Source organism: Micromonospora sp. URMC 106 (genome assembly GCF_051386395.1).
Lineage (GTDB): Bacteria > Actinomycetota > Actinomycetes > Mycobacteriales > Micromonosporaceae > Micromonospora.
Window position 1 is genome coordinate 32,816 of the sequence record NZ_JBPQTP010000010.1, and the last position, 24,092, is coordinate 56,907.

23 protein-coding genes are annotated in these 24,092 nt (G+C 75.0%); 1 reads left to right on the forward strand and 22 read right to left on the reverse strand.

The features are described from left to right. Positions 1-5: 5 nt before the first annotated feature. Positions 6-1,328 carry a histidinol dehydrogenase gene (gene hisD / locus ACSNOB_RS05315; protein WP_436685451.1) on the reverse strand — a complete coding sequence of 441 codons (1,323 nt, stop codon included), beginning with the start codon at positions 1,326-1,328 and terminating at the stop codon, positions 6-8. A 106-nt stretch (positions 1,329-1,434) separates the two neighbouring features. Between hisD and ACSNOB_RS05320 the strand changes: the two genes are divergently transcribed. Continuing rightward, a complete protein-coding gene (locus ACSNOB_RS05320) occupies positions 1,435-2,139 on the forward strand; it encodes an LON peptidase substrate-binding domain-containing protein (RefSeq protein ID WP_393103532.1) in 705 nt (234 codons plus the stop codon). Here the strand turns inward: ACSNOB_RS05320 and ACSNOB_RS05325 are convergent. From ACSNOB_RS05325 to ACSNOB_RS05425, 21 genes are all read right to left on the reverse strand, one after another. After that, the gene (locus ACSNOB_RS05325; RefSeq protein WP_436685453.1) at positions 2,054-2,971 is read right to left on the reverse strand and encodes a DUF2567 domain-containing protein; all 918 of its coding nucleotides are present in this window, start codon (positions 2,969-2,971) and stop codon (positions 2,054-2,056) included. The genes ACSNOB_RS05320 and ACSNOB_RS05325 overlap by 86 nt on opposite strands. A 56-nt stretch (positions 2,972-3,027) precedes the next feature. Next, entirely contained in the window at positions 3,028-4,656 is a 1,629-nt protein-coding gene (locus ACSNOB_RS05330; RefSeq protein ID WP_436685455.1) for an AAA family ATPase, read from the reverse strand. Positions 4,657-4,733: 77 nt separating this feature from the next. Continuing rightward, the gene (locus tag ACSNOB_RS05335) at positions 4,734-5,759 is read right to left on the reverse strand and encodes a hypothetical protein (protein WP_436685457.1); all 1,026 of its coding nucleotides are present in this window, start codon (positions 5,757-5,759) and stop codon (positions 4,734-4,736) included. A 42-nt stretch (positions 5,760-5,801) separates the two neighbouring features. Beyond that, a complete protein-coding gene (locus ACSNOB_RS05340) occupies positions 5,802-6,746 on the reverse strand; it encodes an RluA family pseudouridine synthase (RefSeq protein ID WP_436685458.1) in 945 nt (314 codons plus the stop codon). Continuing rightward, positions 6,743-7,354 carry a signal peptidase II gene (gene lspA, locus ACSNOB_RS05345; RefSeq protein ID WP_393103522.1) on the reverse strand — a complete coding sequence of 204 codons (612 nt, stop codon included), beginning with the start codon at positions 7,352-7,354 and terminating at the stop codon, positions 6,743-6,745. Before lspA ends, ACSNOB_RS05340 begins: the two co-directional genes overlap by 4 nt. 66 nt (positions 7,355-7,420) lie before the next feature. Next, the gene (locus tag ACSNOB_RS05350) at positions 7,421-7,840 is read right to left on the reverse strand and encodes a TraR/DksA family transcriptional regulator (protein WP_393103520.1); all 420 of its coding nucleotides are present in this window, start codon (positions 7,838-7,840) and stop codon (positions 7,421-7,423) included. A gap of 224 nt (positions 7,841-8,064) precedes the next feature. Further along, positions 8,065-9,564 (reverse strand): potassium/proton antiporter, encoded by a 1,500-nt coding sequence (locus ACSNOB_RS05355; protein WP_436685460.1) that lies wholly within the window; start codon positions 9,562-9,564, stop codon positions 8,065-8,067. A gap of 22 nt (positions 9,565-9,586) precedes the next feature. Then, the gene (locus ACSNOB_RS05360) at positions 9,587-9,886 is read right to left on the reverse strand and encodes a DUF167 domain-containing protein (protein WP_436685462.1); all 300 of its coding nucleotides are present in this window, start codon (positions 9,884-9,886) and stop codon (positions 9,587-9,589) included. 13 nt (positions 9,887-9,899) lie between these two features. Next, positions 9,900-10,511 (reverse strand): hypothetical protein, encoded by a 612-nt coding sequence (locus tag ACSNOB_RS05365; RefSeq protein ID WP_436685464.1) that lies wholly within the window; start codon positions 10,509-10,511, stop codon positions 9,900-9,902. A gap of 75 nt (positions 10,512-10,586) precedes the next feature. Further along, a complete protein-coding gene (locus tag ACSNOB_RS05370; RefSeq protein ID WP_436685465.1) occupies positions 10,587-11,387 on the reverse strand; it encodes a DivIVA domain-containing protein in 801 nt (266 codons plus the stop codon). Between the two features lie 44 nt (positions 11,388-11,431). Then, complete coding sequence (locus tag ACSNOB_RS05375; RefSeq protein ID WP_393103510.1) at positions 11,432-11,737, reverse strand: YggT family protein; 306 nt, start codon at positions 11,735-11,737, stop codon at positions 11,432-11,434. 30 nt (positions 11,738-11,767) lie between these two features. Continuing rightward, on the reverse strand, positions 11,768-12,463 hold the full coding sequence (locus ACSNOB_RS05380; RefSeq protein WP_393103508.1) for a cell division protein SepF: 696 nt from the start codon (positions 12,461-12,463) through the stop codon (positions 11,768-11,770). 194 nt (positions 12,464-12,657) lie between these two features. Continuing rightward, on the reverse strand, positions 12,658-13,404 hold the full coding sequence (locus ACSNOB_RS05385) for a YggS family pyridoxal phosphate-dependent enzyme (protein ID WP_436685467.1): 747 nt from the start codon (positions 13,402-13,404) through the stop codon (positions 12,658-12,660). Between the two features lie 9 nt (positions 13,405-13,413). Beyond that, positions 13,414-14,532, reverse strand: coding sequence for a cell division protein FtsZ (gene ftsZ, locus ACSNOB_RS05390; RefSeq protein ID WP_393103504.1), 1,119 nt, complete (start codon positions 14,530-14,532; stop codon positions 13,414-13,416). A gap of 253 nt (positions 14,533-14,785) precedes the next feature. After that, entirely contained in the window at positions 14,786-15,601 is an 816-nt protein-coding gene (locus ACSNOB_RS05395; RefSeq protein ID WP_393103502.1) for a cell division protein FtsQ/DivIB, read from the reverse strand. Further along, positions 15,598-17,151 (reverse strand): UDP-N-acetylmuramate--L-alanine ligase, encoded by a 1,554-nt coding sequence (gene murC, locus ACSNOB_RS05400; RefSeq protein ID WP_436685469.1) that lies wholly within the window; start codon positions 17,149-17,151, stop codon positions 15,598-15,600. Before murC ends, ACSNOB_RS05395 begins: the two co-directional genes overlap by 4 nt. A 31-nt stretch (positions 17,152-17,182) precedes the next feature. Then, a complete protein-coding gene (gene murG, locus ACSNOB_RS05405; protein ID WP_436685471.1) occupies positions 17,183-18,289 on the reverse strand; it encodes an undecaprenyldiphospho-muramoylpentapeptide beta-N-acetylglucosaminyltransferase in 1,107 nt (368 codons plus the stop codon). Then, complete coding sequence (locus ACSNOB_RS05410; RefSeq protein ID WP_393104137.1) at positions 18,289-19,701, reverse strand: FtsW/RodA/SpoVE family cell cycle protein; 1,413 nt, start codon at positions 19,699-19,701, stop codon at positions 18,289-18,291. The genes murG and ACSNOB_RS05410 overlap by 1 nt, the downstream gene beginning before the upstream one ends. 273 nt (positions 19,702-19,974) lie before the next feature. After that, positions 19,975-21,102 carry a phospho-N-acetylmuramoyl-pentapeptide-transferase gene (gene mraY, locus ACSNOB_RS05415; protein ID WP_436685473.1) on the reverse strand — a complete coding sequence of 376 codons (1,128 nt, stop codon included), beginning with the start codon at positions 21,100-21,102 and terminating at the stop codon, positions 19,975-19,977. Further along, entirely contained in the window at positions 21,099-22,523 is a 1,425-nt protein-coding gene (locus tag ACSNOB_RS05420; RefSeq protein WP_436685475.1) for a UDP-N-acetylmuramoyl-tripeptide--D-alanyl-D-alanine ligase, read from the reverse strand. The genes mraY and ACSNOB_RS05420 overlap by 4 nt, the downstream gene beginning before the upstream one ends. Then, the gene (locus tag ACSNOB_RS05425) at positions 22,520-24,016 is read right to left on the reverse strand and encodes a UDP-N-acetylmuramoyl-L-alanyl-D-glutamate--2,6-diaminopimelate ligase (protein WP_436685536.1); all 1,497 of its coding nucleotides are present in this window, start codon (positions 24,014-24,016) and stop codon (positions 22,520-22,522) included. Before ACSNOB_RS05425 ends, ACSNOB_RS05420 begins: the two co-directional genes overlap by 4 nt. Positions 24,017-24,092 lie beyond the last annotated feature (76 nt).

Below are 24,092 nucleotides of genomic sequence, written 5' to 3' on the forward strand. Positions count from 1 at the left end.
CCCGCTCACGACGCGCTCCCGGGGAAACGCACGCTGACCGCCTGCCCGTGCGCCGGCAGGTCCTCCACGCCGGCGAGCGTGACCACGTGCGGGGCCACCTCGCGCAGCGCCTGCTCGGAGTACTCGACCAGGTGGATGCCGCGCAGGAAGGACTGCACCGACAGCCCCGAGGAGTGCCGGGCGCAGCCGCCGGTGGGCAGCACGTGGTTGGAGCCGGCGCAGTAGTCGCCCAGCGACACCGGCGACCAGGCGCCGACGAAGATCGCCCCGGCGTTGCGCACCCGCAGCGCCCACTCGCGGGCGTCCCGGGTCTGGATCTCCAGGTGCTCGGCCGCGTACGCGTCGACCACCCGCAGCCCGGCGTCGAGGTCGTCGACCAGGACGACGCCGCTCTGCTCGCCGGTCAGCGCGGTGGTGACCCGCTCGGCGTGCTTGGTCGCCGGCACCTGCCGGGCCAGCTCCCGCTCGACCGCGTCGACGAGCTCGACCGAGGGGGTGACCAGCACGCTGGCCGCGAGGGGGTCGTGCTCGGCCTGGCTGATCAGGTCGGCCGCGACGTGCGCCGGGTCGGCGGTGTCGTCGGCCAGGATGGCGATCTCGGTGGGACCGGCCTCGGCGTCGATGCCGACGACGCCGCGCAGCAGCCGCTTGGCGGCGGTCACCCAGATGTTGCCCGGGCCGGTGATCATGTCGACGGGGTCGCAGTGCGCGCTGCCGTCGGCGTCCACCGCCGCCCCGTACGCGAGCATCGCGACGGCCTGGGCGCCGCCGACGGCGTAGACCTCGTCGACGCCGAGCAGGGCGCAGGCGGCGAGCACCCGGGCGTCGGGCAGGCCGCCGTTGTCCTTCTGCGGCGGGCTGACCACGACCAGCGAGCGGACGCCGGCCGCCTGGGCCGGCACCACGTTCATCACCACTGTCGACGGATACATCGCCAGGCCGCCGGGGACGTAGAGGCCGACCCGGTCGACCGGCACCCAGCGCTCGGTCACCGTGCCGCCGGGCACCACCTGCGTGGTGTGGTCGGGACGCCGCTGGTCGGCGTGCACCTTCCGGGCCCGCGCGATCGACTCCAGCAGCGCGGCGCGCACCGCGGGGTCGAGGGTCCCCTCCGCCTCGGCGATCGCCTCGGCGGGCACCCGGAGCACCTCGGGCGACACCCCGTCGAACCGGACGCTCGCCTCCCGGATCGCCGGGTAACCATGCTCCCGGACCGCCTCCACGAGCGGGCGGATCCGCTCGACGGCCACGGAGACGTCGAGCTGGGCACGGGGCAGCAGGCGGCGCGGGTCACGGACACCGCCGCGCAGGTCGATCCGGTTCAACACCCTTGCGAGTCTAGGCGGCCCGTCCGGACGCCGGCCGCCACCGCCCGTACGCCGGGACGGTGAGCCGGGACACGCCGCCGCGCCGGGATCGGGCTACGCTCGACGCGTGACTGCGCGGCTGCCGGTGTTTCCGCTCGGGACGGTCCTCTTCCCCGGTCTGGTGCTGCCGCTGCACATATTCGAGGAGCGCTACCGCGCCCTGGTCCGGCACCTGGTCGGGCTCCCCGAGGGCGCCCCGCGCGAGTTCGGGGTGGTGGCCATCCAGGCGGGCTGGGAGGTCGCCCCGACCGCGCCCGACGGCCGGCCGCTGCCGGGCGGCGGCGACGTCACCCTGCACGAGGTCGGCTGCACCGCCGAGCTGCGCCAGGTCACCGAGCGTCCCGACGGCGGCTTCGACATCGTCACCGTCGGCCGGCGCAGGTTCCGCATCGCCGACGTCGACCGCGACGCGGCCCCCTACCTCACCGCGGCGGTGGAGTGGCTGCCCGAGCCCGGCGGGCCGGACGAGGTCGCCGACCTGCTCGCCGCCCGGGTCATCTCGGTGTTCCGGCAGTACCTGGGGCTGATCCGGGCCGACCAGGAGGAGCTGTCCGAGCAGTTGCCGGAGGACCCCACGGTGCTCTCGCACCTGGTGGCCGCGACGGCGGCGCTCACCGTGGCCGACCGGCAGCGGCTGCTCGCCATCGACGACACCGCCGCCCGGCTCCGGGCCGAGCTGCGGCTGCTCAACCGCGAGGCGGCGCTGCTTCGCCAGGTGCGGGCGGTTCCGGTGCCGCTGGCGGAGCTGGCGTCCCCGCCGACTCCCAACTGAGCCCGGCCGCGCCGGGCGCCGGCTCCGGGCGCAGCGACGGCCAGCGGGACCAGCCCGCCAGCAGGGTGTACGCCACGGCCGCGCCGAACGCGGGCAGCAGCAGGTTGCCGTGCGGCACCGGCAGCACGCCGAGCACCATGTCGATCCCGCCGGCGCGCAGGTCCGCGGGCTTGCCGAAGGCCCGGCCGTCCGGGGCGGTCTCCAGCAGCCGCTGGTACCCGGCCAGCCCGATGCGCCGGCCGACCTGCCAGGCGACCAGCGCCGCGCCGAACGCGCCGAGCACGGCGGTGAGCAGGCCGACGGGTCCCCGCACGCGGCGCAGCAGGAACCACAGCGCGAGCGCGGCGAGCACCCCGAAGCCCAGCCCGAGCAGGCTGAACCAGCCGTCGGCGGCGACCGGCTGCTCCGGCTGCGGCTCGGCGTAGATCGCGCCGTCGGGGACCTTGAGCACGGGGGTGTCCGGGGCGAGCGCGGCCCAGAGCAGCCCGAGCGGCACCCCCAGCACGGTCAGCGCGAGCACCCCGCCCGCCGCCAGCCGCGCCGCCCGGCCGCGGGGCAGCTCCGGCTCGGCCGGCGGCACCGGGTAACCGACCCCGTAGGCCGGGCCGGGGCCGTCGTGCGGGACGGCATCGGGGTCGCCGTACGGGCTGGCGCCGGCCTGCCACGGTGCGCTGGGGCCGGCGTAGGGGCCGGCCTCGGACGGGGCGTACCGGCCGGCGGGTGCTGCGCTCGGAGACGGCGCGACGGGCTCCGCCGGGGCCGCCGGCGCGGGAGCACCCGGCTCGTCGGGTCGGCGGCCGGTCCGGTCGGGTTCGGGGGTGTCCGCGCTCACCCGGTGATCCTCTCAGGCCGGGCTGCGGCGCGGGTGGCCGGTGGCGGCACACCCGCTCACCGGGCGAACGGTTCCAGCATCACCGCGGCGGCCTTCAGCCACGCCTCTCGGGTCTCCTGCTGGAGCTGGTGGTACTCGATCGAGGAGCCCGTCTCCAGCGCCGGGTCGTACGGCACCACGGCGACCGCGCGGGTGCGGGTGGCGAAATGCCGCTCCAGGTCGTCCTGCAACGGCGAGCGGCCCGGCGTGGGACAGGAGATCAGGGTGACCGCGTTGTCGGCCAGCTCACCCATGCCCACCTCGTGCAGCAGGTCCAGCATCCAGTCGGCGCTGAACGCCGCGTCCTCGCGCGGCACCGTGGTCACCACGAGCTGGTCGGCCGCCTGCATGACCGTGCGCCAGTTGGCGCTCTCCACGTTGTTGCCGGTGTCCACGCAGACCACGTCGTGGGTGCGGCGCAGCAGCTCCAGCACCCGCCGGACGGTGAACTGGTCGAGCCGCTGGGCGAACCGGGGGCTCTCCTCGCCGGCCAGCACGTCGTACGAGCCGTCGGAGGCGTGCCGCAGGTAGTCGTCCAGGTGCTCCAGCAGCTCCGGCCCCTCCTTGATCTCGATGTGCGCGAGATCGCTGACGAGGTGCCGGATGGTGCGGGCGTGCCGGGCGCTGCCGGCGCGCAGCCCGAGGGTGCCGCGCAGCTCGTTGTCGTCCCAGGCCAGCACGCCCCGCCCGCGCACGCTGCCGACGGTCGCCGCGGCCAGCACGGTGGCGGTGGTCTTGTGAACGCCGCCCTTGGGATTGGCGAACGCGAGCACCCGGGGGGTGCCCAGGTCGCGGCGGAGCACGCCGGCGGCGCGCTCCTGCTCGCTCTCCGCGCTCCGCGGGCGCCACTCGACCCGGGCCGGGTAGCCCGGCTCGGCGACCACGGGCGGGGCGGGCGGCGGCGTCGGGGGCGGCGGCTGGTAGGAGGACTCGGGACGGTAGCCGCCGTCCAGCAGCGGCGCGTACCGGGACTCGACCGGGGGCGGCTCGTGCCGGTAGCCGTTGTCCAGCAGCGCGTAGCGCGACTCGACCGGCTCGTGCCCGCGCCGCTGCGTCGGCACGACCTGGGAGGGCCCGGCCTGGTGGGCCGGCGCGTGGTAGTCCGGCTCGGCCGGATAGCCCGGGTCGGCCCGGTAGGCGGGTTCGGCGGGATCGGCCCGGTAGGCGGGCTCGGACCGGTAGACCGGCTCGGCGGGCTCGGACCGGTAGACCGGCTCGGCGGGCTCGGAACGGTAGACCGGCTCGGCGGGGTCGGCCCGGTAGGCCGGCTCGACCCGGTAGGTGGCCTCGGCCCGGTAGCCCGGGTCGACCGGACGGCCGTACTCCGCGCCGTAACTCGGCGGGCCGGGCTCCGGGGCGTATCCCCCGGGATCGGCGGCGTATCCCCGGGGCTCCGCGGCGTACGGCGGCTCGGGGGCCCGGCCGATGGCCGGCACCCGCGCGGCGTAGCCGTTGCCCGACGAACGACGGGGCAGCGGCTCGGGCGGGGCCGGCGGCGGCGCGGCGTGCCGGTCGGCCTCGGCCGGCTCGACGGGGCGGCCGCCGTGCCGGGCACGGTCGAGCAGCGCCCGCCACCGCGGTGCTGGTTCGGCCGGCCGTGCCCAGCCGGTCTCGCTGCCCTCCACGGCTCGCCCTCCCAGCGCCATCGACGTCCGCCTGACAGGCTACGAACGAAACCCTATTCGGACCACACCCGTCCGCGCACCTCCGGTCCTGCCCACCGTCACCCGGAGGGCTCCCCGGTGCCGCCGGCGGTGGCGTCTGCCGAGGTGGGCGGGGTTTGCGACGGGATTCGCCCAGGCGCCGGGCGGACGGGAACGGGTGACGAATCCGTCACCTGGGGTGCGGGTTCCGACGTTTCGCCCACCGTCGGGGCCGGCGTCGCGGCGCCCGGCGTGCCGTGGTCCGGGCCCCCGGCCATCGGCTCCGGGGCGAGACCTGCGTCGGCGGGCGGGTGCGCGACCTCCCGCTGCTCGGGCAGTGGCGGCGTGAAGACGGTCCGGTCGAGCCGGCTGACCTCGGGTGCCGGGTCGACCGCCCGAACCTCGGGCCGGGCGGCCACGCCGCGCAGCGCCACCGGCTCGGCGCGGACCACCGCGGCGTAGAGGCAGGCGCAGCCGGTGCGGTACGCGGCCGCCTCCGCCGCCGCCACCTCGGCGCCGCTGTCGTACACCCGCCGCAGCTCGCGGTCGGCCTGCCCACCGCCGGCCAGCGCGGCGGCCCGGGCGCGGTAGTCGGCGGCCTCCCCCTCCTTGCGGACGGCGAGCTCGGCCATCCCGGCGACGACGTCGTCGGGGACCCGCTGCGCGGGAATGCGGACGATCTCGGTCTGCCGGTCGGCGAGCGGCACCCGCCCGAACACGGCGGCGAGCGGCACGTCGCCGAAGACCGCCGCCGCCCGCTGCGGGGTCAGGTAGGACGAGAGGGACACCAGGGCGTACGTCCCGTCGCCGGCCGCCGGGGCGGCGGGCCGCAGCGCGGCCAGGTCGGCGGCGGCGGCGCGCACGTAGCCGGGGATCGAGTCGCCGTCGGCGACCCCGACCCGGGTCACCTCGCCGACCGTCCGGTCGCCGACCGGCCGGTCGTCGGCGGCCCAGACGGCGGCGAGCAGCACGGCGGCGCAGGAGAGCAGCGCGGCCGTGGTGAGCACCCGCGGCCGGCTCGGGCCGTCGCCGAGCCGGGTCACGGTGCCGGCCAGCCGGGGCAGCAGTCCCTCGTCCCACCGCCGCAGCAGGTCACCGGCGCGCACGGGTGCGGCCCTCCTCGTCGAATCGTCTCGCCGGGACGACGCTCAGTCGCGGAGGATCTCGAGCGCCCGGCCCAGGTCGTCAGGGTAGTCGCTGACGAAGCGCACCTCGTCCCCCGACCGGGGGTGCAGGAAGCTCAACGAGCGGGCGTGCAGCCACTGTCTGGTCAGGCCCAGGCGGGCGGAGAGGGTGGGGTCCGCCCCGTACGTCAGGTCGCCGACGCACGGGTGCCGCAGCGTGGAGAAGTGCACCCGGATCTGGTGGGTGCGGCCGGTCTCCAGCCGGACGTCGACCAGGCTCGCCGCCGGGAACGCCTCCACCGTGTCGTAGTGCGTGATGCTCGGCTTGCCACCGGAGACCACCGCCCAGCGGTAGTCGTGGGTCGGGTGCCGGTCGATCGGGGCGTCGATGGTGCCGCGCAGCGGATCGAGGTGCCCCTGCACCACGGCGTGGTAGCGCTTCTCCACCTCGCGGTACTTGAACGCCCGCTTCAACGAGGTGTACGCCTGCTCGCTCTTGGCCACCACCATGATGCCGGTGGTGCCCACGTCGAGCCGGTGCACCACGCCCTGCCGCTCGGCGGCGCCGCTGGTGGAGATGCGGTGCCCGACGGCGGCCAACGCGCCGATCACGGTGGGACCGGTCCAGCCGGGGCTCGGGTGGGCGGCGACCCCGACCGGCTTGTCCACCACCACGATGTCGTCGTCGGCGTACACCACCCGCAGCCCGGGCACCGCCTGCGGCACCACTGCGGGCGGGGCGACCGGCGCGGGCAGGGTCACCTCCAGCCAGGAACCCGCCTTGACCTTGTAGGAGTTGGCGCGGGCGACCCCGTCGACCAGCGCGTCGCCGGCGTCGACCAGGGCCGCGGCGGCGGTGCGGGAGAGCCCGAAGAGCCGCGACACGGCCTGGTCGAGCCGGGTGCCGTCGAGGCCGTCGGGCACGGGCAGGGAGCGGTGGTCGCCGCCGGCGGCGAAGGCGGAGGTCATGCCCGCCCCCGCTGCCCCGCGCCGGCCTGCGCCGCCGACTTCGCCGCCTCGTCCCTGCCGATCCGGCTGCCGTCGCGCTGGCGGCCCGTCAGCTCGAGCGCGACGGCGAGCACCACGCCGCAGACCAGGGCGCTGTCGGCCAGGTTGAACACCGGCCAGACCCGCCCGTACGGGTCGAAGAGGCTGACCATGTCCACCACGTGCCCGACGAACCAGCCCGGGGCGCGGAAGATCCGGTCGGTGAGGTTGCCCAGCGCCCCGCCCAGCACCAGCCCCAACGAGACCGCCCACGGCAGCGAGCGCAGCCGCAGGGCCATCCAGAGGATCCAGCCGACCACGCCGATGGTGATCAGCGGGAAGACCCAGGTGTGGTCGGCGCCGATGCTCCAGGCCGCGCCGCTGTTGCGGGTGAGGCTGAGGTAGACCGCGCCGCCGAGCAGCTCGACCGGTTCCCGGTCCTCCAGGGCGGCCAGGGCGAGGTGCTTGGTGACCAGGTCGGCCGCCAGGGCGGTCAGCGCGACCCCGAGCAGGATGGTGACGGCCCGGCGGCGCGGCGTGCCGCCTCCCGGCTCAGCGTCGCCGGACCCGGCGGACGGTGCTTCGGACATCTGCTCCCCATCGACGCTCGCGGCGGCGCTGGCGCGCCGCCTCCCATGGCCGCCGGGGAGTGGGCCTCAGCGCCGCTCCTCCAGCTGCTTGCACGTCACGCAGAGGGTGGCCGACGGGAAGGCGGCGAGCCGCTCCACCGGGATCGGGTTGCCGCACCGCGCGCACCAACCGTATCCACCCTCGTCGAGCCGCTCCAACGCCCGCTCGACCTGCGTGATCCGTTCCAGGATGTTGTTGGCGAGGGAGATCTCCTGCTCCCGCTCGAACGTCTTGGTCCCGGTGTCGGCCTGGTCGTCCCCGGCCGAGTCGGTCAGCCGGTCGCGCTGCAGCTCGGTGATCTCGCTCAGCGTCTGATCGTACTCGGCGCGCAACTCGTCGCGCCGCGCCGCCAGGGCCGCCCGGATCTTCTCGGTCTCCGCCGCGCTGCGGGTGGCCTTCGCCACCGGCTTGCGGCCGGCGGTCCTGGTCTCGGCTGGCTTCGCCATCGTCGCTCCCTCGGCCGCGGAGCCGCGGGGGTCCGCGGCGCCTGGACAGGGGCCGCCGGCATCGGCGGCACCCCAGGTACAAAAGGGGCGCGCGGCGACGTGGCCGCGCACTCCGGAGATTCGCAAGAATACGGAACGTACAGGCGTCCGACAATGTGCCGCACCGACGCACCGCCGCTCGGCCCCGAGTTATGACTTATCGGGACAAAGGGAACGCTAGCAGATCAACCGGTGCGATCCTCGCCGTACTCGCCAAACCAGCGGGCCAGCCGGCCGCGCCGGCTCACCGCCCGCAGCCGCCGCTCCGCCTCGTCGCGCACCCCGGCGGTCGCCACGATCAGGAAACTGTCGCCGGTCTTCAGCCGGAAGTCCGGGCCGGGCACGACGCCCACCCCGTCCCGCAGCACCAGCGTCACCGACGCCCCCAGCGGCAGCCGCAGCTCGTCGACGTGCACCCCGGCCAGCCGCGAACCGGGCGGCACCTCGACCTGGAGCAGGTCGGCGCGCATCCGCTCCAGCGGGGCGGTCTCCACCCGGATCTCCGCCGCCTCGGCCGGGGCGGTGACCCGCAGCCAGCGGGCCACCGGGTCGAGGGTGCCCGCCTGCAACAGCGTGAAGATCACCACCAGGACGAAGACCGAGTCGAAGAGGCGGTCGGCGCCGGGCACCCGCTCCGACAGCGGGATGGTGGCGAGCACGATCGGCACCGCCCCGCGCAGCCCCGCCCAGGACAGGAACGCCTGCTCGCGCAGGCCGAACCGGAAGGGCAGCGCGGAGGCCGCCACCGACAGCGGCCGGGCCAGCAGCACCAGCGCCAGCCCGGCGACCACCGCCGGCAGCACCGCCGAGCCCAGCCGGCTCGGCGTGACGAGCAACCCGAGCAGCACGAACAGCCCGATCTGCGCCAGCCAGGCCAGCCCGTCGGCGAAGCCCAGGATCGCCTGCCGGTGCGGCAGCCGGGCGTTGCCGAGGATCACCCCCGCCACGTAGACGGCGAGGAAGCCCGAGGCGTGCAGCACCGCGCCCGCGGCGTAGGCGAGCACGGTCAGCCCGACCGCCGCGATCGGGTAGAGCCCCGCCGACGGCAGGGCGGCGTGCCGCAGCGCCCACCGCCCGCCGACGCCGGCCGCGAAGCCGACGGCGGCGCCGACGCCCAGCTCGTAGCTGACCAGGGCGGTCTCGTACCACCACGGGTGGGCGACCCCCTCCCGGGACAACAGCACCACCAGCAGCACGACCGGGGCGTCGTTCATCCCCGACTCGGCCTCCAGGGTGGCCACCAGGCGGGGCGGCAGGCGCAGCCGGCGCAGCGTGGCGAAGACCGCCGCGGCGTCGGTGGAGGAGAGCACCGCGCCGTAGAGCAGGGCCAGCCGCCAGTCCAGCCCGAGCAGCAGGTGCACGGCGAGGCCGACGACCAGGATGCTGACCACCACGCCGACCGTGGAGAGCAGGGCGGCGAGCCCGAGCACCGGGCGCAGCGTGCTCCACCGGGCGGTCAGCCCGCCCTCGGCGATGATCACGATGAGCGCGCAGAAGCCGAGGGTGCGGGTCAGCTCGGCGTCGTCGAAGCGGATGCCCAGCCCGGCCTCGCCGATCGCCACCCCGAGCGCCAGGTAGACCAGGAGGCTCGGCACGCCGAGCCGCGTGGAGAGCCGCACCGCCCCGACCGCCACCAGCAGTACCGCCGCGCCGAGCAGGAGCGCGAGATCGAGCCCCGGCGTCACGGCCGCCTGGCCCGGGCGTGCGTCACCCGGCGGCCCCGTCGCGCAGCCGGCGCAGCGCCTCGGTCAGCTCCGGGGCGGAACCGTCTACGGTGAAGAGCTTGTCGCGGCTGGCCGCGCCGGCCCGCAGCGACACCGCGGCGGGTCGTACGCCCAACGCCCCGGCCAACGCCCGCCGGGCCGCCTCGGTGGCCCGGCCGTCCACGGCCGGCGCGTTCACCGCGACGACCAGGGCGGGCCCGTGCGGGCCGTCGAAGCAGCCCCCGACGCGGGCGCGGGCGGAGCCGGGCTTCACCCGTACCGCCACGGTCAGCGAGTCGTGCATCGGGACCGGCCGCTCAGATCCGGCCGGCGTCGGCGAGCAGGGCGGTGTCGGGCGCGCAGTGGGCGCACGGAGTGAAGCCCAGCTCGACGGCCTCGGCGACCGGCAGCGGCTCGTGCTCGCGACCCACGAGGTGGGCGCAGTCGGCGAGGTGGTAGCGGGGGCGCCCGTCCACCACCCGCACCTCGGCGTCGAGGCGGGCCACCCGGGCGGCCTCGGCCGGCGTGACGTCCTGCGCGGCCGGTTCGTCGTCGCCCGGCACCCCGACCATCCCGGGCCCGGCGGTTCGGGCTCCGACGTCGGCCACCGGCGGCTCGGGTGGTTGCCGCCACCCGGGACCGCCGGCGTCGACCGTCGGAGGAACGTGCTGGACGGGGATCTCCGGCTCCACCGGCGACCCGTACGCGAGGGCCGGGTCGGCCGGTCGGGCCGCCGTGCGGGACGGCCGTCGTGGCTGCTCCGCCGCCACCCGGTCGGCGGCCGCCTGGCGGGCGCCCACGACCAACGCGACGGCGGCCAGCAGGCTGGCCGCGATGGACACGACGAGAAGAACGCTGGAGCCGCCGGCAAGGCCGGCCACCAACAGCACCACCGCGACGAGGATGAGCAGGAGACTCGCGACTATCACGGCTCACCCCCGCCGCGTCGAACCGATGAGGGGAGGTCGGCGACCGTCACGGTGCGGACGGCCGCCGACCGGTGATCAGCGACCGGCTTCGAGGGCGCCGGAACGACCGCTGCCGTAGGAGCCGGCGAGACCGGCGGCGGCGAGGCCGTTGCCGCCGGTTGCCCGGCTGCCCTCGCCGCGGGTGATCTCCGCCTCCAGACCCTGGCCGCGGCCGTCGAGGTCGCGCAGCTGGCTCTCCAGGTAGGCCTTGAGGCGGGTGCGGTACTCGCGCTCGAACTGCTTGAGCTCCTCGATGTGCTTCTGCAGCGCGGTGCGCTTGGCGTCCAGGCCGCCCATGGCCTCCTGGTGCCGCTGGCGCGCGTCACGCTCGAGGGCGTCGGCCTTGGCGCGGGCCTCGCGGGTGACCTCCTCGGCCTTGGAACGGGCCTCGGAGAGCAGCTGGTCGGCCTCGCGACGGGCGTCGGAGACGTGGTCGTCGGCGGTCCGCTGGGCCATCATCAGCACCCGCAGCGCCTGCTGCTCGCCGTCACCGGCGACCGCCGGCCCACCGGCCGAACGAACCTGCTCCAGCTCCGCCTGCATCGCCCGGGCGGCCTGCTCGGCCGCCGCCTTGTCGCGCTGCACCCGGTCGAGCTGGGCCTTGACGTCGTTGAGCTCCGCCGCGAGACGGGCGTCGCCGCCGGGGCCGGCGGGGGCGCCACCACGGCCGCCGCGCTCCACCTGGGCGCGCAGCTCGTTGTTCTCCTCGATGAGACGGGCAAGCTCGCGCTCGACCTCGTCCAGGAAGGCGTCGACCTCCTCCTCGTCATACCCCCGCTTGCCGATCGGCGGCTTTTTGAAGGCGACGTTGTGGACGTCGGCCGGGGTCAGCGGCATCGAAACTCCTCGGGTCAGTTGCGGCCGCGAAAGCGCGTCGGTCATCAGACAAGGCTCATGATCGACCGCCTCAACACGAACTCCATCAGCACGAACAGGATAACCAGGAGCACAAGTGAGGCCAGGTCGATGCTCACGGTACCAATTCGCAACGGAGGGATCACACGCCTCAACGCGTTGAGGGGGGGATCAGTGACGCTCCACACGATTTCCAGCCCCACCGATGCGCCGCGCCCCGGCTGCCAGCGCCGGCCGTACTGCAGGACGGCGCTCAGGACGAAGCGGGCGAGCAGGGTGATGAGGAAGACATAGAGCACCAGATACAGCACTTGCAGCACGATCGACAACACGACAGGCGACGTCCCTCGGGTCGGGCGGGGCTAGCTCAGGCTGAAGAAGCCGCCCTCGGCGATCTTGGCCTTGTCCTCCGCGGTGACCTGGACGTTGGCCGGTGAGAGCAGGAACACCCGATTGGTCACGCGCTCGATCGTACCGCGCAGGCCGAACGCGAGGCCGGCGGCGAAGTCGACAAGTCGACGCGCGTCCGCCTCGTCCATCTCGGTGAGGTTGATGATCACCGGGACGCCGTCGCGGAAGTGCTCGCCGATGGTGCGCGCCTCGCGGTAGGTGGTCGGGTGCAGCGTGGTGATCTGGTAACGCTGCTCCTCCTCGGCGACCACCGCCCGCTCCCGCGGCTGCGTCTGCGGCGCCAGGGCCAGGTTGTCGCGGGTGTGGTAGGTCAGCGCCCCGGAGGTCTCGCCGGCGGTCGGCCGGGTGATGGAGCGGACGCTGGACCGCTCCGCCCGCTCCGCGCGGTCGGCGTCGGCCCGCTCGGCCTCCGCCGCGCGGGAGGCGGCCCGCTCGGAGAGCCGACCACGGTCGCCGAGCCGGGACCGGGGCGCCGGCGGCTCCTCGGAGTCGTCCTCGTCGTCGTCCGCGAACTCCTCCGAGTACCGGCTCTGCCGGTAACGCGAATCGCGGTAGCCACCCTTGTCGTAGCCACCGTCGTCGTAGGCCCGCTCGTCGTCCTCTTCGACCAGACCGAGCCAGACCCCCGCCTTGCGCAGTGCACCCATCCCGCGCCCTTCCCGTCCGCCGTGCGGCACGCGCCCCCGTGCCGTGTCGCTTGTCGCGAGTGGACCACTTCTGCCCACCGGACCGGTGCGGCAATCCCCTGGCGCGCGATTCGCGTCGCGCGCCACGACCCCCGACAACGGGATGCCGCACCTACCAAACAACACAGATGTAATTTGCTTCTCTCGCGGTCAGGCTACCGCAGCGTGGGACGCATTCCGAGCAACGCGCTGCCCACGCGGACATGTGTCGCGCCGTACCGGATGGCGATCTCGAGGTCGCCGCTCATGCCGGCGGAGAGCGCGACGGCTCCCGGGTGGACCGTCCGGAACCCGGCGGCCACCTCGGCCAGCCGGGCGAACGCCCGCTCCGGCTCCCAGCCCAGCGGCGCCACCGCCATCAGGCCGACCAGCCGCAGGGCGTCCGCGCCGGCGACCGCCTCGGCCACCGGGTCGAGCCCGGCGTCCGGGTCGGCCGAGCCCGGCAGCGCTCCGCCCCGGGCCGCGTCACCGTCGATGCTGACCTGGACCAGCACGTCCAGCGGCCGGTCCCGCGCGGCCGCCGACGCCGTGTCCAGCGCCCGCGCCAGCCGTACGCTGTCGACGGAGTGGACCACGTCGGCGTAGCGGGCCACCGACCGGGCCTTGTTGCGCTGCAACTGCCCGATGAAGTGCCACCGGGGCGTCACCCCGGCCGCGGCCACCTCGGCCGCCTTGGGCGCCGCCTCCTGGTCGCGGTTCTCCCCCACGTCGGTCACGCCGAGCCCGGCCAGGGCCACCACGTCCCCGGCCGGATAGGTCTTGGTCACCGCGACCATGGTGACCTCGGAGGTGTCCCGTCCGGCGTCGGCGCAGGCCTGCGCGATCCGGGACCGTACGCGGGCCAGGCCGGCCGCGAGTTCGGCACGCCGGTCGGGGCGTACCGTGGCTGGGCTGTCGGTCATCGGCGGGGCTCAGGAACCGTTCTTGAGGAAGTCGGGCACGTCGACGTCGTCGAAGAGCACCCGGCGGGGCGACTGCTGCGGGGCCGGCATGGTGGCCGGCGGCGCGACCGGCGGGTTGGGCTGCGCCGGCTGGTTCTGGTTGGTCTTGCGGGCCGCCGGCTCGGCCGCCTTGTACGCCGGCGCGCCGCCGTCGAAGCCCGCCGCGATGACGGTGACCCGCACCTCGTCGCCGAGGGCGTCGTCGATGACCGCGCCGAAGATGATGTTGGCGTCCGGGTGGGCCGCGTCGGTGACGAGCTGGGCCGCGTCGTTGATCTCGAACAGGCCCAGGTCCGACCCTCCGGCGATGGAGAGCAGCACGCCGCGCGCGCCGTCCATGCTCTGCTCCAGCAGCGGGCTGGAGATGGCCGCCTCGGCCGCCTCGACGGCCCGGTTCTCGCCCCGGGCGCTGCCGATGCCCATCAGCGCGCTGCCCGCCCCGCTCATCACGCTCTTGACGTCGGCGAAGTCCAGGTTGATCAGACCCGGCGTGGTGATCAGGTCGGTGATGCCCTGGACACCGGAGAGGAGCACCTGGTCGGCGGTGCGGAACGCGTCCATCATGCTGATGTTGCGGTCGCCCAGCGCCAGCAGCCGGTCGTTGGGGATGACGATCAGCGTGTCGCACTGGTTGCGCAGCTCGTCTATCCCGGACTCGGCCTGCACCTGACGGCGCTTGCCCTCGAAGGAGAACGGTCGGGTCACCACGCCGATGGTCAGCGCGCCGAGCTTGCGCGCGATGTTCGCCACCACGGGCGCGCCGCCGGTGCCGGTGCCGCCGCCCTCGCCGCAGGTCACGAAGACCATGTCGGCGCCCTTGAGCACCTCCTCGATCTCGTCGCGGTGGTCCTCGGCGGCGTTCTTGCCGACGTCGGGGTTGGCGCCCGCGCCGAGCCCGCGGGTCAGCTCGCGGCCGACGTCGAGCTTGACGTCGGCGTCGCTCATCAGCAGCGCCTGCGCGTCGGTGTTGATCGCGATGAACTCGACGCCCTTGAGCCCAACCTCGATCATCCGGTTGACGGCGTTGACGCCGCCGCCACCGATGCCGACGACCTTGATGACCGCCAGGTAGTTGTGCGGAGGTGTCATCCTCGGTCCTTTCCCTTCGAGATTGGCATGGGCCGACCGGGTACGGCTTGGCCAGACCAGCGGCCGACGACAGCTGTCACCAGCGAGGATCAGGATTAAACCCTCACCCTCTACTAGAGGCTTACAGTTATGTCAACCACTGATCCCCTTCGGGGCAACGTAAGCGCCCCCACGCCGTAGGCCAAGGACCCGCCCGGCGTGTCGCCCGCGGAGCGGGACGGGTCACGTCGCGCGGGTGGGACCAGGTCACCGCTCACCGCAGGGTCACGACGTCCGGCGCGCTCACGTCGATGGTGTCGGCCTCGCGGTCGAGCAGGGCGCTGGCGACCCGCGCCTTGTCCGCGCCCCGGGTCGCGTCGCCCCAGACCACCACCCGGTCGTCGCGCAGCCGGAGCTTGATCCGGGCCAGCCCCTCGACGGTCACGTCCACCAGTTCGGCGCGCAACTGCGGGGTGAGCACGGCGAGGACCTCCAGGGCGGCCCGGGTCGCCCCGTCGTCCGGCCCCGGCTCGGCGAGCCGGACCACCGGCAGGCCGTCCGGCTGCCGGGGCAGGGTCCGGAACACCACGCCCGCCCGGTCGATCACCACGAACTGCTCCCCGCGTGGCACCGCCGCCACGCCGGTGCGCTCGGTCACCCGGACCACCAGCGCGTCCGGCCAGTCCCGCGTCACCACCGCCCGCTCCACCGCCGGCAGCCCGCCGACCCGCCGCGCCGTGGCGGCCAGGTCCACCCGGGCCAGTGGGGCGCCGTCGGGCACCGCGGCCGCGTCGCGCACCTGTACCGCGCTGACCAGCTCGGCGCCCTCGACCCGGACCTCGCGCACCCCGAACAGGCCGGTGCCGAGCAGCGTCCAGGCGACCAGCCCGGCCAGGCCGAGCACGCCCGCGGCGACCGCCCACGGCAGCGCGGCGCGCATCCGGCGCTGCCGGGCCCGGGCCATGAACCGCCGGGTCGAGGCGGGGACGGCGTCGCTGCCGGCCCGGACGAGCTGCCATCGGCGCACCGGTCCGCGCCGGCCGGCCCCGTCCGCGCCGGTGGTGCGCCCGCGCGCCGGACCGGGGCTCATCCGGCCGCGGGCGCCGCGCCGTCCGGAACCGCGCCGCCGACGGTCCCGACGCCGGGAACGGTGCCGCCGATGGTGGTCGCCCCGCCGGCCTCACCGCCGGGCGTCGTGCCCGCCGGCGCCGCCGGATCGGCGGTACGCGCCGACAGCGCGTCCAGCAGCTGGTCCCCCATCAGGGAGATCGGCGGGGCGCCCATGGTCACCACGACGTCACCGGGCCGGGCCCGCCGGGCGACCTCGGCCGGCGCGGCCTCCCACGAGTCCACGAAGACCTTGCGCTCCGCCGGCAGCGGCACCGCCTCGACGAGCGCCGCCGAGCCCTCGCCGGGCTGGCGCAGCTCACCCGGGCCGAAGACCTCCAGCAGCACCAGCTCGTCGGCGATGCCCAGCGCCTCGGCGATCTCCGCCTGCAGGTCGCGGGTGCGGTAGAGCCGGTAGGGCTGGAACACCACGATCAGCCGGCCGTCGCCGGCCACCTCGCGCAGCGTCTGCAACGCCAGCGTCATCGAGGTCGGGTGGTAGGCGTACTCGTCGTAGACGAGCACGTCGTCCGCGACGCCCTTGCGCTCGAAGCGCCGCCGCACGCCGGGAAACGCCGCGAGCGCGGCCTCGGCCGCCTCCAGCGGCAGCTCCAGCAGGTACGCGGCGAGCACCGCCGAGGCGCTGTTGAGCCCCATGTGCCGCCCCGGCACGGGGAGGCGGAACTCGCCCAGCGACCGGCCGTCGATGCTCGCCAGGTAGCGGACCCCGCGGGCCGAGGACGCGATCTCGGTCAGTCGCAGGTCGGCGTCGGCGGCCTCGCCGTACGTGTGCACGCGCCGGCCCTCCGCGCGCAGCGTCTCGGCCAGCCGCCGCCCGCCGGCGTCGTCGGCGCAGGTGATGATGAAGCCGTCCGGGTCGGTGAGCCGGGCGAACTCGGCGAAGGCCGCCTCCAGGTTGGCGAGGTCGCCGTAGGTGTTGAGGTGGTCGGCCTCGACGTTGGTGATGATCGAGACGTACGGGCGGTAGATGAGGAAGGAGCGGTCGCTCTCGTCCGCCTCGACCACGAAGTACTCGCCCGTGCCGTGGTGGGCGCCCGAGCCGACCTCGGAGATCTCCCCGCCGATCACGAAGGACGGATCCTGCCCGGCCTGCTGGAGCACCATGGTGACCATCGAGGTGGTGGTGGTCTTGCCGTGGGTGCCGGCGACCGCCACCGTCCGGCGGCCCGTCATCGCCGCGGCCAGTGCCTCCGAGCGGTGCAGCACGCGCAGGCCGCGCCGGCGCGCCTCCACCATCTCCAGGTGGTCCTGCGGGATCGCCGAGGAGTAGACGACCGTGTCGACGCCGTCGAGGTTGGACGCCTCGTGGCTCATGTGGATCGTGCCGCCGAGGGCGCGCATGCCGGCCAGGGAGGGCCACTCCCGCAGCTCGCTGCCGGAGACCCGGATGCCCCGGGTCAGGAAGAGCCGGGCCAGCCCGCTCATGCCGACCCCGCCGACGCCGATCAGGTGGATCGTGCCCAGGTCCTCCGCGGTGAGCGTGCCTGCCGGGGTGAACTGTGCGGTGTTCATGCCGAGTACCTTCCCGTCGCGGTGCGCCCACTCATCGGGCCACCGCCTCGTAGACGAAGTTGAGCAGCGCCTCGTCGCCGTCGCGGCGCCCGTACGCGGCCGCGGCGGCGCCCATCGCGGCGAGCCGGTGCGGGTCGCGGATCAGCGGGATGACGGTCCGCTCGACCCAGTCGGGGGTCAGCTCGGCGTCGTCGACGAGCAGCCCGCCGCCGGCCTCCACCACGGGCAGCGCGTTGCGCTTCTGCTCCTGGTTGCTGTGCGGGTAGGGCACGTAGATGGTGGGCAGCCCGATCGCGGCCACCTCCGCGCAGGTCATCGCCCCGCCGCGGCCCAGCATCAGGTCGGCGGCGGCGTAGCCGGCCTCCATCTCGGACAGGTACGGCAGCGTCACGTACGGGACCGGCAGGTCGGTGGGGACGGGCACCGGCTCGTTGCGGGCGCCGATGACGTGCAGCACCTGCACCCCGTTGCGGGCGAGTTCCTTCGCCGCCCCGGCCACCGCCAGGTTGATCGAGCGGGCGCCCTGCGAGCCCCCGGCGACGAAGAGCACCGGCAGGTCGGGGCGGAGCCCGAAGTGGGCGCGCGCCGCGTTGCGCGTGGCGACCCGGTCCAGCCCGGCGATGCCCCGGCGCAGCGGCACGCCGACCACCCGGGCGTCGCGCAGCGCCTCCGCCTGGGCCGGCTGGTGCGGGAAGCCGACCGCCACGTGCCGGGTGAACTTCATCCCGAGGCGGTTGGCCACGCCCGGCGGCACGTTCACCTCGTGGATCACGATCGGCAGCTCGCGCCGCCAGGCGGCCAGGTAGGCCGGCACCGAGACGTACCCGCCGAAGCCCACGACCACGTCGGCGCGCACCTCGTCGATCACCTTGCCCGCGGCGCGGGCCGCGGTCCACATCCGGCCCGGGGTCTTGACCAGGTTCATGTTGACCGACCGGGGCAGCTGGTAGGCCGGGATCTGCCGCAGGTCGTAGCCCTGCGGCGGGATCAGCTCGTTCTCCAGGCCCTTCGGTGTGCCCAGGCAGGTGATCCGGACGCCGGGGTCGTGTCGGCGCAGGCAGTCGGCGAAGGCGAGCAGCGGGTAGATGTGCCCCCCGGTGCCACCTCCCGCGAGCACCACCGAACGCAGCGGACCCATCAACGTCTCCTCTCGTCCGCCGACCCGCGGCGGGTCCGGGCGAGCCGGACCCCGCGCGGTGCGGCCTGGTCGTCGGGCCGCCGCTCCCGCGCCCGGGGCACGGACCCACGGGCAGCCGGGGGCGACGCCGGGCGGCGACGCCGCCCGGGAAGCGGCGGCAACGGGGCCCAGAGTAGTCGGACCCATCGGGCCGGCGGACGGGCATGCAGCGCTCTGGCGGCGTCGGGTTCCGCGCGGGCGAACGAGGCCAGCATCCCGATCGCGGCGAGCGTGACGACCAGGGCGCTGCCGCCGTCGGAGATGAACGGCAGCGGCAGGCCGGTGATCGGCAGCAGCCCGACCACGCCGCCGATGTTGATCACGGCCTGGCTGACCAGCCAGGTGGTCACCGCCGCGGCGGCGAGCCGGCGGAACGGGTCCTCGACCCGCCGGGCGATCCGCAGCCCGGTGTAGGCCAGCACGGCGAACAGGCTGAGCACCACCACGCAGCCGACCACGCCCAGTTCCTCGGCGATGATCGCGAAGATGAAGTCGTTGTGCGCCTCCGGCAGCCAGCCGAACTTCAGGCTGGACTTGCCGAGCCCGACGCCGAACCAGCCGCCGTGCTCGATCGCGAGTCGCCCCTGGTAGATCTGGAAGCAGCCGTCGAGCTTGCACTCGTCCGGCGCCGGCGGGTTGAAGAACGACATCAGCCGGGCGAAGCGGTAGTTCTCCTCGCCGCGCTCCCCGGAGCCCGCGCCCAGCGAGGCGACGGCGATCAGCAGGCCGACCCCGATCAGCCCGAGCACGGTGAGGGTGCCGAAGACGCGCATCCGCACCCCGGCCGCCCAGAGCAGCCCCACCACCACGGCGAGCAGGCAGAGCATCGTGCCGAGGTCGTTGTAGCCGACCAGGACGAAGAGCAGGCCGACGACGGGGAAGAGCGGGGTGGCCAGCTCGCGCCACCAGCCCAGGGCGGCGCCCTTGCGGGCGATCACGTGCGCCCCCCAGAGCACCAGGGCGAACTTCGCCAGCTCGGAGGGCTGCAGCTGGATGCCGCCGACGAAGAGCCACAGCAGCCGGGCCTCGATCGGGCCGATCCGGGCCGACTCCTGGCCGGTCAGCCGGGCGTACGCCAGCAGCAGGTTGAGCACCAGCAGCAGGCCGACGGCGGTGAACAGCAGCGGCCGGCCCAGCACCCGGTAGGTCTTGGCCGGCAGCCGCTGGCAGGCCCAGAACGCGACGATGCCGATCACCGCGAAGATCGCCTGCTTGGTGAGCGCGGCGAAGGCGTTGCCGCCCTCGGCGTACTCGCGGACGCTGGTCGCGGAGAAGACCATCGTCAGGCCGATCAGCAGCAGCAGCCCGGCGCTGGACAGCAGCAGGTAGTAGGAGGCCAGCGGGCGGTCCAGCAGGCCGCGCAGCGCGGCCAGCCCGCCCACGGCGTCCACCCCGCGCGCCGCCCGGCCGCCGGCCTCGTCCGGCCCTCGCGTGGCGGCGGGCGCGTCGCGCGTACGCGTGGCCCCGGCCGACCGCCGGGGCGTCGCCTCTGTCGTGACCTCGATGCCTCTTGCCTCCCCCACCGGACCATCATCGCGGTTTCCCGGGGCCGCCACCGGCGCAACCGGCCGGTCGGCGTGTCGGGCTTGCGCGCGGCGCCGTTCTCCGTCCCGCCGCCGGACGCGCCGCGGGGCGGACCGGTCGGCTCAGGTCATGTTCGCGAGGAACTCGCTGTAGAAGAGGCCGAGCGCGATGGCCACGCCGATGCCGGCGATGATCCAGAACCGGACCACGATGTTGACCTCGCTCCAGCCGGCGAGCTCGAAGTGGTGCTGCAGCGGCGACATCCGGAACACCCGCTTGCCGGTGGTCCGGAACGAGATGATCTGGATCACCACGGACATCGTGATGATCACGAAGAGGCCGCCGATGATCGGCAGCAGCAGGATCGTCCGGGTGGACATCGCCATGCCGGCGATCAGGCCGCCGAGGCCCAGCGCTCCCGTGTCGCCCATGAAGATCCGCGCCGGCGAGGTGTTCCACCACAGGAAGCCGACGCAGGCCCCGGCCGCGGCGCCGGCGATCAGGGCGATCTCCAGCGGGTCCCGGACGGTGTAGCAGTAGTCCTGGGTGTAGTCCGGGTCGGCGCACCAGTGCCGGTACTGCCAGAACGCGATCAGCGCGTACGCCGCGAGGACCATCACCGAGGCGCCGGTGGCCAGGCCGTCGAGGCCGTCGGTGAGGTTGACGCCGTTGGTGGCGGCCATCACCACGAAGATGAAGATGACCACCGCGCCGATCTTGCTGACGTCCAGCGCCGGGATGTCCCGGATGAAGCTCAGCGTGGTGCTGCCCACGGTCTCGGTGTTGGTCACCGCGCCCGAGGCGTCGGTCATGGTGCTCGGGAAGTAGAGCGCCACCACCCCGAAGACCGCGCCGACCAGGATCTGGCCGAGCAGCTTGCCGCGCTTGTTGAGCCCGCCGCTGTGCCGCTTGCGCACCTTCAGGAAGTCGTCGATGAAGCCGACGGCGCCGGAGAAGACCATCAGCCCCAGCAGCACCAGCGCGGTGATCGTCGGCTCGACCTGGGCGATCTGCGCGTCCGGCAGGGTGGTCAGGGCCAGGTGCCCGGCGACGTACGCGATGACCGTGGCGAGGATGAACACCACGCCGCCCATCGTCGGCGTGCCCTTCTTGCCCTCGTTGCTGGCGAGCCCGAGGTTTGATCGGATCGGCTGGCCGGCCTTCAGCCGGGCGAACACCTTGATCGCGATCGGGGTGCAGAAGAGCGAGATCAGGAAGGCCACCCCGACGGCGACGATGACCGCCCTCATGCGGTGCCGCCCCCCGTCGCCGTCCCGTTGGCCCCGCTGCCGGCGGCGTCGGCGCGCAGCGCGTCGGCCACCTCCCACGTGCGGTACCGGGAGCCCTTCACCAGGACGACGTCGCCCGGCCGTAACTCGCTCCGCAGCACCTCGACGGCCGCCGCCTGATCGGTGAGCAGCACCGACTCTCCTCCCCAGTCACCTACCGATGTCGCGCCTTCGTGGATCGGCGCGGCCGGCTCGCCCACCACGAGCAGCCGGTCGACGCCCAGCTCGGCCGCGAGCCGGCCGACCTCGGCGTGCCCGTCGCGTTCGAACGGGCCCAGCTCGGCCATGTAGCCGAGCACCGCGACGGTGCGCCGCTCCCGCCCGATGCCGGCCAGCGCGCGCAGCGCGACCGCCATCGACGCGGGGTTGGCGTTGTACGAGTCGTCGATCACGGTCACCCCGTCGGCGCGCTCGAAGACGTCCATCCGACGGGTCGAGACCAGCCCCAGCGCGCCCAGCGCGGTGGCCAGCTCGGCCAGCGGCATGCCCAGCTCGCGGGCCACCGCCGCGGCGGCGAGGGTGTTGCCGACCTGGTGCCGGCCGGTCAGCCCGAGCCGCACCGGCGCGGACCCCTCCGGGGTGATGAGGGTGTACGCGGGCCGACCCCGGTCGTCCAGCGTCACGTCCTCGGCCCGCACGTCGGCGTGCGCCGCCTCGCCGTAGCGGATCACCCGGGCGACGGTACGCGAGGCCATCGCGTCGACCAGCGGGTCGTCGGCGTTCAGCACGGCCAGGCCGTCGGCGGGCAGCGCCTCGACCAGCTCGCCCTTCGCCAGCGCGATGGTCTCCACCGAGCCGAACTCGCCGATGTGCGCGACCCCGACGTTGAGCACCACGGAGATCCGCGGCGGCACCACGTCGCACAGGTAGCGCACGTGCCCCACCCCGCGGGCGCCCTTCTCCATCACCAGGTAGCGGGTCTCCGGGCCGGCCTGCAGCGCCGTGTACGGGTGCCCCAGCTCGTTGTTGAACGAGCCGGGCGGGGCGACCGTCGGGCCGAGCCGCGCGGCGAGCTGGGCGATCAGGTCCTTGGTGGTGGTCTTGCCCGACGAGCCGGTCAGCCCGATCACGGTGAGCCCGGGCAGCCGGTCGACCACCGCGCGGGCCAGCCGGCCCATCGCGGTCAGCGCGTCCTCGACCAGCACCATCGGCACGCCGGGCACCTCCCGGGTGCCGAGCACCGCCACCGCGCCGGCCTCCACCGCGGCCGCGGCGTAGTCGTGCCCGTCCACCTTCTCGCCGGGGAAGGCCACGAAGAGCGCGCCCGCGCGCACCTTGCGGGAGTCGAACTCGACCGGGCCGGTGACCCGGGCGTCCGGGTCGGCGGCGGCGAGCCGCCCGTCGACCGCCGAGGCGACCTCGGCCAGGCTGAGCGCGATCATCGCTGACCCGCCGGGTCGCCGAACCGGGCGCGCAGCGCGTCGGCCAGCTCGGTGCGGTCGTCGAACGGGTGCACCTCGCCGCCGATCTCCTGCCCGCGTTCGTGGCCCTTGCCGAGCACCGCGACCACGTCGCCCGGCGCGGCCAGCCGGACCGCCGCGTCGATGGCCGCCCGGCGGCCGGCCACCTCCTCGATCCGCGCCGCCGTGCCGGCCCCCCGGGCGCCGGCGAGCACCTCGGCCCGGATCGCCGCCGGGTCCTCCGTGCGCGGGTTGTCGTCGGTCACCAGCACCACGTCCGCTCCCTCCGCCGCGGCGGCGCCCATCACCGGCCGCTTGCCCCGGTCGCGGTCGCCACCGGCGCCGATCACACAGATGAGTCGGCCGGCGCCGTACTCCCGCAGCGCGGCCAGCGCGGCGACGATCGCGTCCGCCTTGTGCGCGTAGTCGACGACGCCACGCACCGGCCCCGGGGCGCTGACCAGCTCCAGCCGTCCGGGCACCCCGCCGCAGGCGGCCACCCCGGCGGCGGCGGTCTTCGGGTCCACCCCGGCGGCGACCAGCGCGGCGATGGCCAGCAGGGCGTTGGCGACGTTGTGCCGCCCCGGCAGGGCCACCCCGGCCGGCAGCGCCAGCCCGTCCGGGCCGTGCACCGTGAAGCGCTGCGCGTACCCCTCGCCGCCGACCTCGTCGGCCCACCAGGTGGCGCTCGGGTCGCCGGCCGCCGAGTAGGTCACCGTCGCCGGCTTGTACAGCGGCTTCAGCGCCGGGTCGTCGTGGTTGAGCACCTCCACCGCGCAGCGCCCGTCGAACAGCTGGGCCTTGGCCGCGAAGTAGTCCGCCGAGTCGGCGTGGAAGTCCAGGTGGTCGGAGCCGAAGTTGGTGTAGCCGCCGACGGTGAACCGGACGCCGCCGACCCGGCCCATCGCCAGGGCGTGGCTGGAGACCTCCATGACCACGGCGGTGACGCCGCGCTCACGGGCGGCGGCCAGCATGGCGTGCAGGTCGGTCGCCTCGGGCGTGGTGCGCACGCTGTCGACCACCAGGTCGCCGAGGCGGGTCTCCACGGTGCCGATCAGGCCCGTGGTGTGGCCGGCGGCGCGCAGGCCGGATTCGACCAGGTAGGCGGTGGAGGTCTTGCCGGCCGTGCCGGTCACCCCGATCACCGTCAGCCCCTCGGTCGGGTCGCCGTAGACGGCCGAGGCGAGGGTGCCCAGCACCGCGCGCGGATCGGCGACCACCAGCGCCGGCAGGCCCGCCTCGGCCGCGGCCGGGGCGCCCGCCGGATCGGTCAGCACGGCCACGGCGCCGGCCGCCGCCGCGCCGGCGGCGAACTCCGCGCCGTGCCGGCGGGCGCCCGGCAGCGCCGCGTACAGGTCGCCGGGGCGGACCTCCTGGCTGGCGTGGGTAACCCCCGTCACCACCAGCTCGGCGGCCCCCGCCGGGGGGTCGACGGCGAGCCGGGCGGCGAGGTCGCCGAGCCGGGCGCCGATCACGGTACGGGGACGAGGATTGCCGGACACGGCGTCAGACCCTACCCGGTCGTCCGGTTCCGGCCACACAGCCGCCCCG